The organism is Pseudomonas aeruginosa (genome assembly GCF_001457615.1).
GTDB lineage: Bacteria > Pseudomonadota > Gammaproteobacteria > Pseudomonadales > Pseudomonadaceae > Pseudomonas > Pseudomonas aeruginosa.
Genome location: NZ_LN831024.1, coordinates 2,485,575 through 2,502,150 on the forward strand (window position 1 = coordinate 2,485,575; position 16,576 = coordinate 2,502,150).

The 16,576-nt window shown below is 67.3% G+C and carries 13 protein-coding genes and 1 pseudogene; 8 read left to right on the top strand and 6 right to left on the bottom strand.

Features of this window, described 5'->3' with window-relative positions:
• Window positions 1-11 precede the first annotated feature (11 nt).
• Window positions 12-1,094: a hypothetical protein gene (locus tag AT700_RS11675; RefSeq protein WP_003113385.1), complete on the bottom strand. Its 1,083-nt coding sequence runs from the start codon at window positions 1,092-1,094 to the stop codon at window positions 12-14.
• Window positions 1,095-1,308: 214 nt separating this feature from the next.
• Between AT700_RS11675 and AT700_RS11680 the strand changes: the two genes are divergently transcribed.
• The 5 genes from AT700_RS11680 to AT700_RS11700 all read left to right on the top strand — a co-directional run bounded on the left by AT700_RS11680 (window position 1,309) and on the right by AT700_RS11700 (window position 4,335).
• Window positions 1,309-1,617, top strand: coding sequence for a PepSY domain-containing protein (locus AT700_RS11680; protein ID WP_003090497.1), 309 nt, complete (start codon window positions 1,309-1,311; stop codon window positions 1,615-1,617).
• On the top strand, window positions 1,617-1,931 hold the full coding sequence (locus AT700_RS11685) for a PepSY domain-containing protein (RefSeq protein ID WP_003097704.1): 315 nt from the start codon (window positions 1,617-1,619) through the stop codon (window positions 1,929-1,931). The genes AT700_RS11680 and AT700_RS11685 overlap by 1 nt, the downstream gene beginning before the upstream one ends.
• Window positions 1,931-2,602, top strand: coding sequence for a two-component system response regulator CarR (gene carR / locus AT700_RS11690; protein ID WP_003090494.1), 672 nt, complete (start codon window positions 1,931-1,933; stop codon window positions 2,600-2,602). The genes AT700_RS11685 and carR overlap by 1 nt, the downstream gene beginning before the upstream one ends.
• Window positions 2,599-3,936, top strand: a complete 1,338-nt coding sequence (carS, locus tag AT700_RS11695; RefSeq protein WP_003090493.1) for a two-component system sensor histidine kinase CarS — start codon at window positions 2,599-2,601, stop codon at window positions 3,934-3,936. The genes carR and carS overlap by 4 nt, the downstream gene beginning before the upstream one ends.
• A 90-nt stretch (window positions 3,937-4,026) precedes the next feature.
• Window positions 4,027-4,335 carry a hypothetical protein gene (locus AT700_RS11700; protein WP_003097699.1) on the top strand — a complete coding sequence of 103 codons (309 nt, stop codon included), beginning with the start codon at window positions 4,027-4,029 and terminating at the stop codon, window positions 4,333-4,335.
• Between the two features lie 4 nt (window positions 4,336-4,339).
• Here AT700_RS11700 and AT700_RS11705 read toward each other — a convergent pair whose 3' ends face one another.
• Window positions 4,340-6,484 (bottom strand): methyl-accepting chemotaxis protein, encoded by a 2,145-nt coding sequence (locus tag AT700_RS11705; protein ID WP_003113383.1) that lies wholly within the window; start codon window positions 6,482-6,484, stop codon window positions 4,340-4,342.
• A gap of 258 nt (window positions 6,485-6,742) precedes the next feature.
• Between AT700_RS11705 and AT700_RS11710 the strand changes: the two genes are divergently transcribed.
• From AT700_RS11710 to AT700_RS11720, 3 genes are all read left to right on the top strand, one after another.
• Complete coding sequence (locus AT700_RS11710) at window positions 6,743-8,068, top strand: Na+/H+ antiporter family protein (protein WP_023089230.1); 1,326 nt, start codon at window positions 6,743-6,745, stop codon at window positions 8,066-8,068.
• Window positions 8,069-8,181: 113 nt separating this feature from the next.
• Complete coding sequence (locus AT700_RS11715) at window positions 8,182-9,867, top strand: methyl-accepting chemotaxis protein (protein WP_003143814.1); 1,686 nt, start codon at window positions 8,182-8,184, stop codon at window positions 9,865-9,867.
• A gap of 159 nt (window positions 9,868-10,026) precedes the next feature.
• Window positions 10,027-11,085, top strand: coding sequence for an AI-2E family transporter (locus AT700_RS11720; protein WP_003113380.1), 1,059 nt, complete (start codon window positions 10,027-10,029; stop codon window positions 11,083-11,085).
• A gap of 47 nt (window positions 11,086-11,132) precedes the next feature.
• Here AT700_RS11720 and AT700_RS11725 read toward each other — a convergent pair whose 3' ends face one another.
• The 4 genes and pseudogenes from AT700_RS11725 to nuoM form a co-directional block, all read right to left on the bottom strand.
• Window positions 11,133-12,536: an RtcB family protein gene (locus AT700_RS11725; protein WP_003116715.1), complete on the bottom strand. Its 1,404-nt coding sequence runs from the start codon at window positions 12,534-12,536 to the stop codon at window positions 11,133-11,135.
• A 119-nt stretch (window positions 12,537-12,655) separates the two neighbouring features.
• A pseudogene (locus tag AT700_RS11730) lies at window positions 12,656-13,463 on the bottom strand (class I SAM-dependent methyltransferase).
• A gap of 114 nt (window positions 13,464-13,577) precedes the next feature.
• Window positions 13,578-15,038, bottom strand: coding sequence for an NADH-quinone oxidoreductase subunit NuoN (gene nuoN / locus AT700_RS11735; protein WP_017001975.1), 1,461 nt, complete (start codon window positions 15,036-15,038; stop codon window positions 13,578-13,580).
• Between the two features lie 7 nt (window positions 15,039-15,045).
• The gene (nuoM, locus tag AT700_RS11740) at window positions 15,046-16,575 is read right to left on the bottom strand and encodes an NADH-quinone oxidoreductase subunit M (protein WP_003097684.1); all 1,530 of its coding nucleotides are present in this window, start codon (window positions 16,573-16,575) and stop codon (window positions 15,046-15,048) included.
• Between the last annotated feature and the right edge of the window lies 1 nt (window position 16,576).

The following is a 16,576-nucleotide window of genomic DNA, read 5'->3' on the forward strand; positions in this document are numbered from 1 at the left end:
TCGGTGGCGGCTCAGTCCAGCGCTTGCAGGCGTTCGCCGAGCCGGCCGCCGTCGACCAGTTCGAGGAATTCGTCGCCGAGCCTGCGGCTTTCCGCCATCGCCTGGCGCCAGTAGCGCTCGCGGCCGTCGTCGTCGCCGAGGTAGCGGGTGAAGTCCTTGCGGTCCGGCAGCTTGGCGTGCGGCAGGCGCGCCAGGTACTCGCGCGACGGCGCCAGCAGCAGCACGTCCTGCAGGCGCCCGGCGTCGCCACGGCGCCAGGGCAAGCCCTTGTCGAACCAGCCGGGGATCACCTTGTCGGTGAAGTGCGGGTAGAGCACCACGCCGCGGTCCTCGTAGGGCAGGTCGAGATGGTAGTCGAGCAGGCCGCCGTCGCGGTAGGTGCCGGGGCCGGCGCCAGGCAGGTCGCGGACGCCTTCCATGACCATCGGGATCGAGCCGGAGGCGAGCAGCGCCTGGCGCAGGTTGCCGCCGTCCAGGTGCAGGTAGCGCGACGGGAAGTCGGTCAGCGCGGCCAGCGGCGGCGCCTGGCGGGCGTCATGCAGGATCACCCGTTCGAAGTGGCGGTGCAGATGGCGGCGGCCGATCAGGTTGTCGCGGATCACCGAGGACAGCCCCAGGCCGAGGCTGGCCTTGTGGTCGTGGGCGAGGCGCCCGTGGCTCTTCACCACCACCACGTTGAGGCGGTACAGCGGGTTGTCGAGGATCCGCGCGTCCTGGCCGGCGAGCAGGTCGTCGAGCATCGCCGCGCACTTGCGCGAGACTTCGGCGATGCTCACGCCCTTGGGAAAACGCTGCCGGGTGTACAGCTCGCCGAGGCGGGTGAGGCCGGCCACGGCGTCGGGCAGGCAGGCACTGGCGAAGCGCCAGGAACCGATGGAGGCGCCGATCAGCGAGCGTTCACGCGGGGCGCGCGGCAGCCACTCGCCGAAGATCGCCAGGTCCAGTCCCTGGATGCCCAGCGCCTTTGGCCCGCCGGCGGCACCGGGGACGATGCCGACGTCGGCCGGCTGCAGGCCGCGTTCGCGGATGCGGGCGAGGGCGCGGCGACCGGCCTTGAGGGTCAGTGCGGGGGACTTGATCTGGATGGCTGGCATGCTGGTCTTCTCCCTTGCGGACCGGCGATTATAGGACGAGTTGTCGCAGGACCAAGCGCTTTCGAACGCCGGCGAGCCCCATCGCAGAGGCTTTCCGTTACCCTATGGCGCGCCCCGGCCATGTCCTTGCGGCAAATTCAGCTTCAATTAAGAGCGCCCGGTTAATCTGCAAACCGTCGAAAGCAACACGATTGATTCCCACGGAGAGATTCCCATGAAGAAACTGACTGCCCTGTTCGCCGCCACCGCCATCGCCCTGACTGCCGGCCTGGCCCAGGCCCGCGACCTCGGCCCGGACGAGGCGCTGAAGCTGCGTGACGCCGGGACCATCAAGTCCTTCGAAGAGCTGAACAAGAACGCCATCGCCAAGCATCCCGGCTCGAGCGTCCACGATACCGAGCTGGAAGAGGAATACGGCCGCTACATCTACCAGGTCGAGTTGCGCGACCCGCAGGGCGTGAAATGGGACCTGGAGCTGGATGCCGCTACCGGCGCCGTGCTCAAGGACCACCAGGACGACTGATGAAGTGGCTCATGCGCTACGCCGGGATCGTCGCACTGGTCCTGGCGGTCATCAGCCTCGAAGCGATGGCGCGCGACCTGGACCAGGACGAGGTCCTGCGCCTGCGCCAGGACGGCGTGATACAGCCGCTCGAATCCCTCATGCAGGAAGCCCTGGGGCGTTACCCCGGGGCGCGCCTGCTGGAGGTCGAGCTGGAAGAGGAAGACGACGTGTATGTCTACGAGGTGGAGTTGCTCACCCGCGACGGCGTCGTGCGTGAACTGGAACTGGATGCCCGCAACGGCCGCATCCTGAAGGACGAGGAAGACGACTGATGCGGTTGCTGCTGGTTGAGGATCACGTTCCCCTGGCCGACGAACTGATGGCCAGCCTGACCCGCCAGGGCTACGCGGTGGACTGGCTGGCCGACGGCCGCGACGCGGCGGTGCAGGGCGCCAGCGAACCCTACGACCTGATCATCCTCGACCTCGGCCTGCCCGGGCGTCCCGGCCTGGAGATACTCCAGGAGTGGCGTGGGCTGGGACTCGCGACTCCGGTGCTGATCCTCACCGCGCGCGGTTCCTGGGCCGAACGCATCGATGGGCTCAAGGCCGGTGCCGACGACTACCTGACCAAGCCGTTCCATCCGGAAGAGTTGGCCTTGCGCATCCAGGCCCTGTTGCGCCGCGCCCATGGGCTGGCCAACCAGAGCCAGCTGGAGGCCGCTGGGCTGCGCCTGGACGAGCAGCGCCAGTGCGTGTGCCTGAACGGCGCCGACGTCGACCTGACCGCCGCCGAATTCCGCCTGCTGCGCTATTTCATGCTGCACCCCGGCCAGGTCCTGTCCAAGGGGCACCTGGCCGAGCATCTGTACGACGGCGAGACCGAACGCGATTCCAACGTCATCGAGGTCCACGTCAACCACCTGCGGCGCAAGCTCGGCCGCGAGGTGATCGAGACCCGCCGTGGCCAGGGCTACCGCTACGCCGGGGTGGCCGCCGGATGAGGTCGATCCAGCGGCGCCTGAGCGTCGGCCTGTTCGCGGTGCTGCTGGTGGTCGGGCTGGTCCTCGCGCAGACCGGCCTGTGGCTGTTCGACCAGGGCCTGCGGCGCTATTTCGCCGGCAATCTGCGCGAGGAGGCGGAGAACCTGCTGGTGGCCATGGTGCGCGGGCCGAACGGCATGCAACTGGACGAGCAACGCCTCAACCCGGCGTTCCAGCGCCCGTATTCCGGGCGCTATTTCGTCATCGAGCTGGAAAAGGACACCTGGCGCTCACGCTCCCTGTGGGACAGCGAGCTGGAAGTGCCGCACAAGAAAGGGCTGGTGCAGGGCCTGGTCGATGGGCCCGAGGAGCAGCGACTGCTGGTGTTCCGCGGCCACTACAAGCGCATGGGCCAGAAGCTGCGGATCGTGGTGGCGCAGGACTATACGCCGATCCTGGAAAGCTTCGCCCGTGTGCAGTGGATGGGTCTGGGCGCCGGCGCCCTGGCGCTGCTCCTGGTATTGCTGTTGCAGCGCCTGACCGTGCGTCGTTCGCTGCGTCCGCTGGAGGAGGTGCGCCTGCAGATCGCCCAGCTGCAGCAGGGCCAGCGCAGCCAACTGGACAACCAGGCTCCCGAGGAACTGGAGCCGCTGGTGGAGCAGATCAACCACCTGCTGGCGCACACCGAGGAGACCCTGAAGCGTTCGCGCAACGCCCTGGGCAACCTCGGTCACGCCCTGAAGACGCCGCTGGCGGTGCTGGTCAGCCTCGCCGAGCGCGAGGAGATGGCGCGCCAGCCGGAGTTGCAACAGGTCCTGCGCGAACAGCTGGAACAGATCCAGCAGCGCCTCGGTCGCGAGTTGGGCAAGGCGCGCCTGGTCGGCGAAGCCCTGCCTGGCGCACATTTCGATTGCGCCGAGGAGTTGCCGTCGCTGTGCGACACCCTGCGCCTGATCCACGGCCCGCACCTGCAGGTGAGCTGGAGCGCGCCACCGGGGCTGCGCCTGCCATGGGACCGCGAGGACCTGCTGGAGATGCTCGGCAATCTGCTGGACAACGCCTGCAAGTGGGCCGATAGCGAAGTCCGCCTGACTGTCGCGCAGGGCGAGGGCATGGTCCGCCTGAAGGTCGACGATGACGGCCCCGGCATCCTCCCCGACCAGCGCCAGGCGGTGCTCGAGCGGGGTACCCGGCTCGACGAGCAGGTCAGCGGCCATGGCCTGGGCCTGGGCATCGCGCGCGACATCGCCGAGGCCTGCGGTGGCCGCCTGAGTCTCGAGGACAGCCCGCTGGGCGGCCTGCGGGTGAGCGTCGAGTTGCCGTTGCAGAAGAGCGGCCGCGCCGCCAGGGCTTAACAGTTCTTCACCATTTGCCGACAGTCCCGGCAAGATTTCCTCCTGCGCTTTCCCTAGCATCCCGGGCTTCTTGCAAGGAGGTCTTGGACGATGAAACGGCGGACGGGTACGGGCCGCTGGCGCTGGGCGCTGATGCTGCCGGTGCTGGTGTTCCTGTTGGGCGAGTCCAGTGGACAGCGAGAGGAGGGGCGGTCGCCGCGGTTACCCGCGCAGGCTCGCTACGAGCAGGCCGTGGAAAACGCGTTGCGCAGCGAGCGCGGCGAGCCGCGACAGGCCGGGACAGCGGCAGCGAAGGTGGCCGAGGCGGGAGCCCCGGCGCGTCTGCGTGGCTGGCTGCGCTCGCTGGCCCGCCTGGCGATCTGGGGGACCTACGGCCCCCCGGCGCTATTCAGGCCGTGAACGGTCAGGCCTTGAACTGTTCCATCAGGCCCTGCTGGTGGTTGGCCAGGCGGTTCAGCGACTGACTGACCTGGGCCGATTCCTCGGCCTGGCTCGACAGCGACTCGGTGACGTCACGGATCGCCGCGACATTGCGGTTGATCTCCTCGGCTACCGAGCTCTGTTCCTCGGCGGCGCTGGCAATCTGCAGGTTCATGTCGTTGATCACCGTCACCGCCTCGCCGATCCGTTGCAGCGCGGCCACCGCTTCATCCACCTGCTCGACGCTGCCCTGGGCCTGGCGATGGCTGCCATGCATGGCGTCGACCACGTCGCGGGTGCCCTGTTGCAGGCCTTCGATCACCCCGCGGATCTGTTCCACCGAGTCCTGGGTGCGCCGGGCGAGGTTGCGCACTTCGTCGGCGACCACCGCGAAGCCGCGGCCGGCGTCGCCGGCGCGGGCCGCCTCGATGGCCGCGTTGAGCGCCAGCAGGTTGGTCTGCTCGGCGATGGCGCGGATCACTTCCAGCACCGAACCGATTTCCTCGCTGCTGCTGGCCAGTTGCTCGACCTGGCCCATGGCGCTGGTCAGGTTGGCGGCCAGGCTGTCGATGCTCTGGGTGGTGCGGTCGATCAGCGCCAGGCCGTCGCGGGTCGCCTGGTCGGCACCGCGCGCGGCGTCGGCGGCCTGGGCGGCGCTACGGGCGACGTCCTGGGCAGTGGCGGTCATCTCGTGGGATGCGGTGGCGACCTGGTCGATCTCGCGGAACTGCTGCTGCATGCCGGCGCTGGTCTGGCTGGAAATCGCCGCCGACTGGTCGGCGGTACTGCGCGCATCGCGCACCGAGACCTTCACGTCGCGGATGATCGGCTGCAGCTTGTCGAGAAAACGGTTGAACCAACCGGCCAGTTCGCCCAGCTCGTCGCGCCCGGTGTGCGGCAGACGCTGGGTCAGGTCGCCTTCGCCGCTGGCGATGTCGCGCAGCATGTGGGCGACGCCGAGGATCGGCCGGGTCACGCCGCGGGCGCTCAGCCACAGCACCAGCAGGCCGAGCACCGCGGCGCCGAGGCCGAGGCCCAGTTCGACCCAGGTGCCTTCGCGACGCATGTCGTCCAGTTGCCGCTCCAGCGCCAGGGCCGGGCCGAGCAGGGCGCTCTTCGGCACTTCGAGGAGCACGCCCCAGGGCTTGGCGCCGGGAATCGGCTGCAACGGTTGCAGCACCTTGAGGTCGTCGTTCTCGTTGAACAACCGGCTCTTGCCGGCGGCCAGCAGTTGCAGGAGTTCGCCGGCGTGCTGCGGATCCGCCTTGGCCAGGTTCTTGCCGAGCAGGCCGGCGTCGCGGCTGTTGCCGGCGAACAGCCCGGCGGGGCTGAGGATGCCGACCTGGCCGACGCCGTCGTAGAGTTCGCGGTTGCCCTGTTCGCTGAGCGCCTGCAGGTTGCTCAGGTTGATGTCCAGGCCCATCACGCCGATCACCTTGCCATCCAGTTCGAGGGGAAAGGCGATGCTGGTCATCAGCAGTTGGCGTTCGCCGACCTTGTCGAAGTAAGGATCGAGCACGCAGGGTTGCCCGCTTTCCTTCGGGCAGGTGTACCAGGCGTTGTAGGCCGCGCCGCTGGGCCCGCTGCTGGTGTCGGCGAGTTCGGACTCGATCATCGACTCGGATTCCAGCTGTCCCGGCGTGGCCTGCGCCCAGTACAGGGAGAAGCGTCCCTTGTCGTTGCTGCCCAGGGCGGGCTGGTCGACGAACAGTTCGTCCTTGCCGTCCAGCGCATTGGGTTCGAAGACCACGTACAGGCCGAGCACCTCGGGATTGGCGGCGAGCGCGGTGCGCACCTGGCGGGTCAGGTCTTCGCGCAGGTCGTAGGCATCGAGGAAGCGCTTCTGCGCCTGGTCGCGGAGGAACAGGATCTGCCGGGAGAAGCCCTTGCCGTACTGGAAGGCATCCATGAAATAGCGCTGGATGCGTAACGCCTGCAATTCCCCGCGGGCTTCCAGGCGCAGGCGCGCCGATTCGTCGAGCATCTGCGTACTGGCGCTTTTCACCAGCACGCTGCTGTGCTGCATGCGGTAGACCGAAAGGCCGACCAGCAAGGCGACCACGCCGAGCAGGCAGAGGCCTGCCAGCAGGGTGATCTTCCATTGGATGGACAGGCGGCGAAGGAACATGGGAGGGGTCCTTGTACGAAGAAACTGCGGGGGCCCAAGGCTTATCGGCAGGGCTCGCCCATTCTTGACGACGGTCCGTTCGCTGGCGCCGGATTGCCGTCGTTCGGCGAATCGCACGCAAGAACCGTGCACAACGGTTTATAACCAGGCGACATTCGCGCATGCGCGGCTTTGACAGGCGGGGATGGCTGTAGCAGAGTACGCCCCTTTTTTCGGTCGCAGGCGGCCGAGTTCGTTTCATTTGCAAGGAGTTCAACGATGAACGCAGTGGTGCTGGCGGTGGGGGTGATGCTCGTCCTCAGCCTTTGCCGTGTGCATGTCGTGCTGGCGCTGATCATCGGCGCGGTGGTCGGCGGACTGTTCGGTGGCCTAGGCCTGGAGGGGACTCTCAAGGCCTTCAACGGCGGCCTCGGCGGGGGTGCCACGGTGGCCCTGTCGTACGCCATGCTCGGCGCCTTCGCCGTGGCCATCGCCCGCTCCGGCGTGGCCCATGCGCTGGCCGACAAGGTCCTGGCGCTGCTCGGCCGGCACGACGAGCAGGGCAAGGGCGCCGGTGCGTTCAAGTGGATCCTGGTCGGCCTGCTGCTCTGCGTGGCGGTATCCTCGCAGAATATCCTGCCGATCCATATCGCCTTCATCCCGCTGCTGGTGCCGCCGCTGCTCTATGTGCTGAGCAAGCTGCAGATCGACCGGCGATTGATCGCCTGCGTCATCACCTTCGGCCTGATCACCCCGTACATGTTCCTGCCGGTGGGCTTCGGCAACATCTTCCTCAATGAAATCCTGCTGGCCAACGTGGCGCGCAACGGCGTCGACGTCAGCGGGATCAACGTCACCCACGCCATGTTCATCCCAGCCCTGGGCATGCTCGCCGGGTTGCTCATCGCGGTGCTGTTCAGCTACCGCCGCAAGCGCGTCTACGACTTGCAGCGGATCGAGCAGGCCGAACGCGTCGATGTCAGCTACAACCCGAAGAGCCTGGCGGTGGCCGGGGTATCCATCGTCGCCGCGTTCGTCGCACAGCTGTGGCTGGACTCGATGATCATCGGCGCGCTGGTCGGTTTCGTGGTCTTCTCGCTGTCCGGCGTGGTGCGCTGGAAGGAGACCGACGACCTGTTCACCGAAGGCATGAAGATGATGGCCACCATCGGTTTCATCATGATCGCCGCGGCCGGTTTCGCCGAGGTGATGAAGGCCACCGGCGAGGTGCAGAGCCTGGTCGACGCCTCGGTGGCCTGGATCGGCAACAGCAAGGCGGTCGGCGCCATGCTGATGCTGCTGGTCGGCCTGCTGGTCACCATGGGCATCGGCTCGTCGTTCTCCACCGTGCCGATCATCGCCGCGATCTTCGTCCCGCTGGCGGTGCAACTGGGCTTCAGCCCGCTGGCCATCGTCAGCATCGTCGGCACCGCCGGCGCGCTGGGGGATGCAGGTTCTCCGGCGTCGGACTCGACCCTTGGGCCGACCTCCGGGCTCAACGTCGACGGCCAGCACAATCACATCTGGGACACCGTGGTGCCGACCTTCCTGCACTACAACCTGCCGTTGCTGGTGTTCGGCTGGGCCGCCGCGATGTTGCTCTGAGTTCCATCTCGGGCGGTCGCCTGACGGAATGTCGGGCCGGCCGCTTAAGCTTCCGACGGGATTGCCGATGAAACGGGAATCCCGTTTTTTATTGGGCGTCATGCTAGGAGTTGATGATGCGTCTGACCCTGAAATCCAAAGTCCTCCTGCTGGCCATGGTGCCGGTGCTGCTCTTCGCCCTGGTGCTCAGCGGCGGAGCGGTGCTGATCCTGAAAAAACAGGCTGATGCCGAAGTCAAGGATACCCGCGAGCGCCTGCTCGGCGACCGTCGTGCCGAACTCGAGCACTACGTGCAGATCGCCATGGGCAGTATCCAGGCCGAGTACGACCGCTCGGCCAACGGCGACCTGAATGCCCGCGCCGAGGCCATCGCGCGCCTGTCGAAGATCAAGTACGGCAAGGACGGCTATATCTTCGGCTACGACTCCCAGGTGGTGCGCCTGTTTCGCGGCGACAGCCCGGTGGACGTCGGCAAGAGCTTCCGCGACCGCCGCGATCCCAGCGGCGTCTACCTCAACCGCGAACTGGTGGAGGCCGGCCGCAACGGCAGCCACTACGTGACCTATACCTCGCCGCTGCCGGGCAACGAGAGCGTCATGGTGCCCAAGCTGTCCTACACCCTGTACCTGCCGAAGTGGGACATGGTTATCGGCTCGGCGATCAACCTCGACGGCGTCGAGGCCCAGTTGGTGGAAATCAAGCAGGACATCGACGAGCGTATCGGCACCCTGATCGCCAGTATCGTGGGGATCGCCGGCGTCCTTCTGGTGGTCCTGCTGGTGATCGGCCTGGCGGTGGCCAACGCGATGCTGCGGCCGTTGCACCAGATCCGCCAGAACCTCGATGACATCGCCGCCGGCGAAGGCGACCTGACCCGTCGCCTACCGGTGACCAGCCACGACGAGCTGGGCGAGCTGGCCGGTTCCTTCAACCGCTTCGTCGAGAAGATCCACGGTCTGGTGCGGCAGATCGCCGGGATGACCGGCGACCTCAAGCAACTGGTGGAGCAGATGTCGGCCCAGGCCGAGCGTTCCGAGCAGGCCATGGAGCGCCAGCGCCACGAGACCGACCAGGTCGCCACCGCGATCAACGAGATGTCCGCCGCCGCCCATGAAGTGGCGCAGAGCGCCCAGCGCGCCGCCGAGGCCGCGCAGCAGACCGACCACGAAGGCCAGGCGGCCAAGCGCGTGGTGGACGGCAGCATCGAGCGCATCCACGCGCTGGTGGACGAGATCCGCGACAGCGGGACTTCTCTGGATAGCCTGCAGCAGGACGTGCAATCCATCGTCAGTGTGCTCGGGGTGATCCGCTCCATTGCCGAACAGACCAACCTGCTGGCGCTCAACGCGGCCATCGAGGCGGCCCGTGCCGGCGAGGCCGGACGTGGCTTTGCGGTGGTCGCCGACGAAGTGCGGGCGCTGGCCAGCCGCACCCAGCAGAGTACCCAGGAAATCCAGGGCATGATCGATCGCCTGCAGCAGGGCACCAACGCCGCGGTCGACGCCATGCGCCGTTCCGGCGAGGCCGGCGAGGGCACCAGCAACCAGGCCAACCAGGCCGGCGATTCGCTGGATGCCATCGCCCAGCTGATCGCCACCATCAACGCGATGAACGCGCAGATCGCCAGCGCCGCCGAGGAACAGACCGCGGTGGCCGAGGAGATCAACCGCAGCGTGCACCAGATCGCCGGCGCGGTGGACAGCGTCGCCGACGAGGCCCAGCAGGGCGCGCAGACCGCCCGCAGCCTGGCGCAACTGGGCCAGGGCCTGGGCCGACTGGTCGGTCAGTTCCGCATCTGACCCTTCCCCCGCGCGACCGCTGCCGGCAAAAGAGCCAGCCGGCAGTGGTGCGCCACAGAGCCTTCCTGTCATTATTCGGCGGAGTCGGCCGGCAGTCGTGAACGATCCACGTCCGCCGGCTGACTAATGCTTTGCTTCCCACTGCCAGATGGATTGGACATGCTCGACACGAAACTGGAATCCCGGACTTTTCTCCTGTTGCTGGCGGTGGTCACGCTCGCCTTCGGCTGGCTCTTGCTGCCTTTCTACGGCGCGGTGTTCTGGGGCACCATCCTGGCGATCATCTTCGCCCCGGTGCAACGCCGCCTGCAGGTGCGCCTGAGGGATCGGAAGAACCTCGCCGCGCTGATCACCCTGCTGATCTGCGTGCTGATCGTGATCATCCCGGTGATCTTCATCGCCGGTTCGCTGGTGCAGGAAGGCGCGAGCGTCTACCAGCGGGTCAAGTCCGGCGAACTGAACTTCGCCGCCTACCTGCAGCAGGCGGTGGCCGCCTTGCCGCCATCGGTGCACCAGTGGCTGGAGCGCTTCGACCTGGCCAATCTCTCGAGCCTGCAGGAGAAGCTCTCCTCGGTGGCGATGCAGGCCAGCCAGGTGGTGGCGACCAAGGCGTTCAGCATCGGCCAGAACACCCTCGACTTCGTCATCAGCTTCGGCATCATGCTCTACCTGCTGTTCTTCCTCCTCCGCGACGGTCGCGTGCTCGGCCGGCGGATCAAGCAGGCGGTGCCGCTGAGCCAGGAACACAAGCACCACCTGTTCGCCAAGTTCACCACGGTGATCCGCGCCACGGTGAAGGGCAACATCGCCGTGGCTGCCACCCAGGGCGCTCTCGGCGGTCTGATCTTCTGGCTGCTGGGCATCGAGGGCGCCTTGCTCTGGGGCACCCTGATGGCCTTCCTGTCGCTGCTGCCGGCCATCGGCGCGGCGCTGATCTGGGCGCCGGTGGCGGCCTATTTCCTGCTCACCGGGGCGATCTGGCAGGGCGTAGTGCTGATCCTGTTCTGTGTGGTGGTGATCGGCCTGGTGGACAACATCCTGCGCCCGATCCTGGTCGGCAAGGACACCAAGATGCCGGACTACGTGGTGCTGATCTCCACCCTCGGTGGCATGGCCCTGTTCGGCCTCAACGGCTTCGTCATCGGCCCGCTGATCGCTGCGCTGTTCATGGCCAGCTGGGACCTGTTCACTGGCCGCGAGGAAGAACCGCAGGCCTGAGTCGCGCCCGTGGCAGACAAGCCCCGCGAATGCGGGGCTTGTTCGTTTCAGGCCTTGAAGGTCAGCCACGGACGCAAGCGTGCCAGCGGCCGGATCAGCCCGGCACGCTCCTGGGCATCGATCACCGGCCCCACCGGCTTGTAGGCGCCCGGGGCCTCTTCGATGCGGCGCTCCTCACGGAGGGTCACGCAGTGCCAGGGCAGCGCGCTGTCGCCCGGGCCTTTCAGCGCTCGTAGCGCCTGCCGGCGGATGCTGCGGCCGGCCCCATGGCTGCAGGACCATAGCCAGTCCGGGTGGCCCAGGCCGCTGGCGATGTACGAGTAATCGCCCATCGAGCCGGGAATCAGCAGCAGATCGCCCTGGCGGGCCGGCGTGGCGCCCTTGCGGTGGAGATTCAGGCCCTGTTCCTGGAGCACCACGTTGTGCGGGACGTCCACCAGCAGGGCGCTGTCGTCGCGCTGGAAGGTCTCGCGCAAGACCTTGCGCACCAGCTCCGCCAGCACCACCCGGTTCAGCCAGGCATAGCGCGCAGCGCCACCCATGGCCTGGAGGTATTCTCCGGCCAGCTCGCCGCCCAGCGCGTAGAGGCCGGACGCGGGGTGGCGCCGGCCGCGCGGCCAGGCGGTGCGGGCACGGTCCATCCAGCGCTGGCCGACGTGGAAGCCGACATCGCGCGAGCCGCTGTGGATCATCACCACCAGTTCGTCGGCCCTGAGGCCCAGGGCGAAGGCCTGGTGGCGGTCGAGCAGGCGGTCCACCACCTGCAACTCGACGAAGTGATTGCCGGAACCGGTGGTACCCAGGCCGGGATCGCGGATCAGGCTGCGGCGGCGATCGCGCAAGGCCTCGGGGGCATACTCGAGACGCCCGCCGAATTCATCCAGGCCGATGCAGCCCTGTAACTCGCGGAACAGCCGCGCCTGGTCGACCTCGGCCCACAGGCCGTCTTCGCTGAGACGCTCCAGGCAGTGTCCGGGGCTTTCGGCGAACAGCGCTTCGAACGCCTGGACCCGCAATGGTACGTCGCGACCGTTACGCAGCAGGACGTGGGTCAGGCCGGCGACCAGGGCTTGCCTGTGCTCCTCGGCGCTGGACAGGGTCAGGCCGGTACGCAGCAGGCGCATGCCGCAATTGATGTCGGTGCCGATGGCAGCGGGAATGACGAAGTCCGCCGTACTGGCGACGATGGAGCCGACCGGGGCGATGCTGCCGGGATGGAAGTCCGGCGTGGCGCAGGCCTTGCAGACGTGCCCGGTGTCGCCGGGTGCCTGGACCGAGGCGAAGTCGAGCAACTGGCGCACGGCCTTTTCCTCCAGCGCGAAGCTGGCGGGCAGCAGGACCTGGGCCGAAGTACCGTCGTGACGACGGGTGAGGGTGACGATGTCCTGCTGGCGGTCGACGAGGATGCCGCTGCGCAGGAAGGCTTTTTCAAGCCGGGAATGTTTGGACATGACAGTGCCGCTTTACAGACAATGCGAAGCCGTCCGGTGGAAACCGGAGGCTGGCGTCTTTCCGCTCAGCAGCACAGGCGGGAAGGGAGCGCGGACTCTAAGGTCCGCGCGCGCCGCTGTCAACCGGCGGCGGACCTCGGCTTGAGCGCGCAGGTGGCGAGGAAGGTCGGCATGAAGCGGTCGATGACGAAGCGCGGGTGCGGTTGCCAGTCTTCGTAGAAATCCTGCAGCAGCAGGCCGGCGGCGAGCTGGCCGGCGATCTGCTGGGTCAGGCTATGGCCGAACACCAGGGCTTCGCCTTTCTCGCGCTTTGCCGCGAGGGCTTCGGCGGAGAGGCTTTCCAGGTCGGAGTAGGGCAGGCGATGTCGCGGCCGGATCAGGCCCTGCTCTGCCAGTTCCGGCGAGCGGTCCTCGATGAACAGCGCCGGGTTGTAGAAGCTCGCCAGCAGCTTGCCGCCCGGCCGCAGCACCCGCGCGCATTCGCGCCAGACCGGCAGGACATCGTCGACGTAGAGATTGGAGATGGGATTGAAGACCAGGTCGAAGGAGGCATCGGCGAAGGTCGAGAGGTCGCGCATGTCGCCCTGCACGCAGGCCAGTTCGAGGCGGTCGCGGGCGGCGACCTGGCGGTCCTTGTCCAGCTGTCCCGCCGAGGCGTCGAACAGCGTGACCCGTGCGCCGGCGGCGGCAAGGATCGGCGCCTGCTGGCCGCCGGCCGAGGCCAGGCAGAGGATCTCGCGGCCGCGTACGTCGCCCAGCCAGTGAGCGGGTAACGCGCCCGGGGTCAGCTTCACCGCCCAGTCGCCGCGGCGTGCGGCGGCGACCTCTTCGGCGTTGACCGGTCGCGACCATTCGCAGTCACGGGCGGCCTGGGCGTCCCAACTGGCGCTGTTGTCGCAGGACGTCGATATCGTGGAAGGTGGGCATGAGGCCTCCGGGTTCATCCATGGAGCGCGGAGCATGCCACGGCAGCGGGGCAGGGTGCGTGGGGCGGGCCAAAGAAAAACCCCGCCGAGGCGGGGTTTTCGTGGAGCGGGCGACTCAGCCGGCGAGGGCCAGGCCGGAATGCTGGAGGATTTCCAGCAGCGGCTGCGGGTAGACGCCGAGGAAGAACGCCAGCAGGGCGATGGCCACCAGCATGATGCCGCCGGCGCGCTGGCCCCAGTTGAACGGTGCGTCGTGCTGGCGGATGCCGGGCTCGACCAGGAACAGGGTGACCATGACCCGCAGGTAGTAGTACAGGCCGATGGCGCTGCCCAGCACCAGGGCGCCGATCAGCCACCACAGGTGCGACTCGACGCCGACCGCGATCACGTAGAACTTGCCGATGAAGCCGGCGGTCAGCGGGATGCCTGCCAGCGACAGCATCATCACGGTCATCACCGCGGTCAGTACCGGCCGGCGCCAGAACAGGCCGCGGTACTCGAACAGCGCATCGGCGTCGCGGCCGCTGTACGGGGTGGACATCAGGGTGATCACGCCGAACGCGCCGAGGGAGGTCAGTACGTAGGTAGCCAGGTAGACGCCGACCGCTTCCACGGCCATGCCCTTGCTGGCGATCAGGGCGACCAGCAGGTAGCCCAGGTGGGCGATGGACGAGTAGCCGAGCAGGCGCTTGATGTTGCTCTGGGTCAGTGCCAGCAGGTTGCCGAAGAGGATCGAGGCGACCGCGATGACGCTCAGGGAGATGTTCAGCAGTTGGTTGTCCAGGGCCGCAGGGGCGATCTGGAACAGCCGCAGCAGCACGGCGAACACCGCGACCTTGCTGGCGGTGGCGAGGAACGCCGAGACCGGCGCCGGGGCGCCTTCGTAGACATCCGGGGTCCACAGGTGGAAGGGCACCAGCGACAGCTTGAAGCCCAGGCCGACCAGCATCATGCCTACGCCAACGCCGACCAGCGGACCGCTCAGCACGTGCTCGGCGACCTTGGCGCCAAGGCCGGCGAAGCCCAGGGTACCGGACTCGGCGTAGAGCAGGGCCATGCCGAACAGCAGGAAGGCGGAGCCGGCGGCCGAGAGCACGGTGTACTTGATGCCGGCTTCCAGCGAGCGCTTGTTGAAGAAGGCGTAGGCGACCATCCCGTAGACCGGGACCGAGAGCAGCTCCAGGCCGATGAACAGGCTGGCCAGGTGCTGCGCGCTGACCAGCACCAGGCCGCCGGCGGTGGCCAGCAGCAGGAGCAGGTACAGCTCTTCGCGGTTACCCGGATAGCTTTCCATGTAGGCGTGGGCGAGGGTCACGCAGGCCAGGGCGGAGACCAGCACCAGGGCCATGTAGAAGCAGGCGTAGTTGTCCACCAGCACCAGCGGTGTCACCTCGATCGGGGTGACGCCGAGGACCGGCAGCAGCGACAGCAGGGCCAGGTTGAGGCCGATCACCGAGAGGGTGGCGGTGAACGAGTGATTGCGTTTCCAGGCTACCGCCAGCATCACCACCACCAGGGTGGCGCTGGTGATCAGCAGTGGCAGGAGCGCGATGAAGTGTTGGATCGTAAAGGTCATTTCGCGACTACCGTCCTGCAAGGGTGGAAAGGGCTGCGCCCAGCCATTGCTGCACGCCGTGCATGCTGGCCGCGGAGATGTCCAGCACTGGCTGCGGGTAGACCCCGAGCAGGACCAGCAGGACCGCCAGGCCGAGCACCATGCTCAGTTCGCGGGCATCGAGGCCGAGGATCGGCTCGTCGGACTGGCTGGGGCCGAAGTAGGCGCGGTGGATCATGATCAGCGAGTAGACCGAGGCGAAGACCAGGCCGAAGGTGGCGATCACGATGATCACCGGGACCACCTTGAAGGCGCCGATCAGGATCAGGAACTCCCCGACGAAGTTGCCGGTACCGGGCAGGCCCAGCGACGCCGAGGCGAAGAACAGGCTGATCGCCGGCAGGTAGGGCATGCGCGACCACAGGCCGCCCATCTTGCGCATGTCACGGGTATGCAGGCGCTCGTAGAGCTGGCCGCAGAGGATGAACAGCGCCGCGGCGGAGAGGCCGTGGGCGATCATCTGCACCACCACGCCCTGCAGCGCGACCTGGCTGCCGGAGTAGATGCCGATCATCACGAAGCCCATGTGCGAAACGCTGGAGTAGGCGACCAGGCGCTTGATGTCGGTCTGCGCGAAGGACAGCAGGGCACCGTAGAAGATGCCGATGATGCCGAGCCACATGGCGATCGGCGCGAATTCCGCCGAGGCGTTGGGGAACAGCGGCAGGGCGAAGCGGATCAGGCCGTAGGCGGCGGTCTTCAGGAGGATGCCGGCGAGGTCCACGGAGCCGGCGGTGGGCGCCTGGGCGTGGGCGTCCGGCAGCCAGGAATGCACCGGCACCACCGGCATCTTCACCGCGAAGGCGACGAAGAAGCCGAGCATCAGCAGCCATTCCACGTGGGGGCTCAGCTGGGTCTTCAGCAGGGTGGCGTAGTCGAAGGTGATCACGCCGGTGGCATTGAAGTTGACGAACACCAGGCCGAGGATCGCCACCAGCATCACCAGGCCGCTGGCCTGGGTGAAGATGAAGAACTTGGTGGCGGCGTAGATGCGGGTCTTCTTGCCGTCATCGGAACTGTGTCCCCACAGCGCGATGAGGAAGTACATCGGCACCAGCATCATTTCCCAGAAGAAGAAGAACAGGAACAGGTCGATGGCGAGGAACACGCCGATCACACCGCCCAGGATCCACAGCAGGTTCAGATGGAAGAAGCCGATGCGGCGCTGGATCTCGTTCCAGGAGCAGAGGACCGAGAGCACACCGAGCAGGCCGGTGAGGGCGACCATCAGCAGCGACAGGCCATCCATCGCCAGGTGGATGCTGATGCCGAGACGCTCGATCCACAGCACCTTGAATTGCAGGGTCCATTCCGGCTCGCCGCCGGGCGCGGGCGCCAGCTGGAAGTCGCCGGTGGCCCAGATCCACAGGCTCAGGATCAGGACCAGGGTCATCGAAAGCAGCGCGATCCAGCGGGGCAGGGTCTTGCTGCTGTGTTCGGCGATCCAGCAGAGGAAACCGCCGATGAAGGGGATCAGGATTAGCCAGGGCAGAATCATG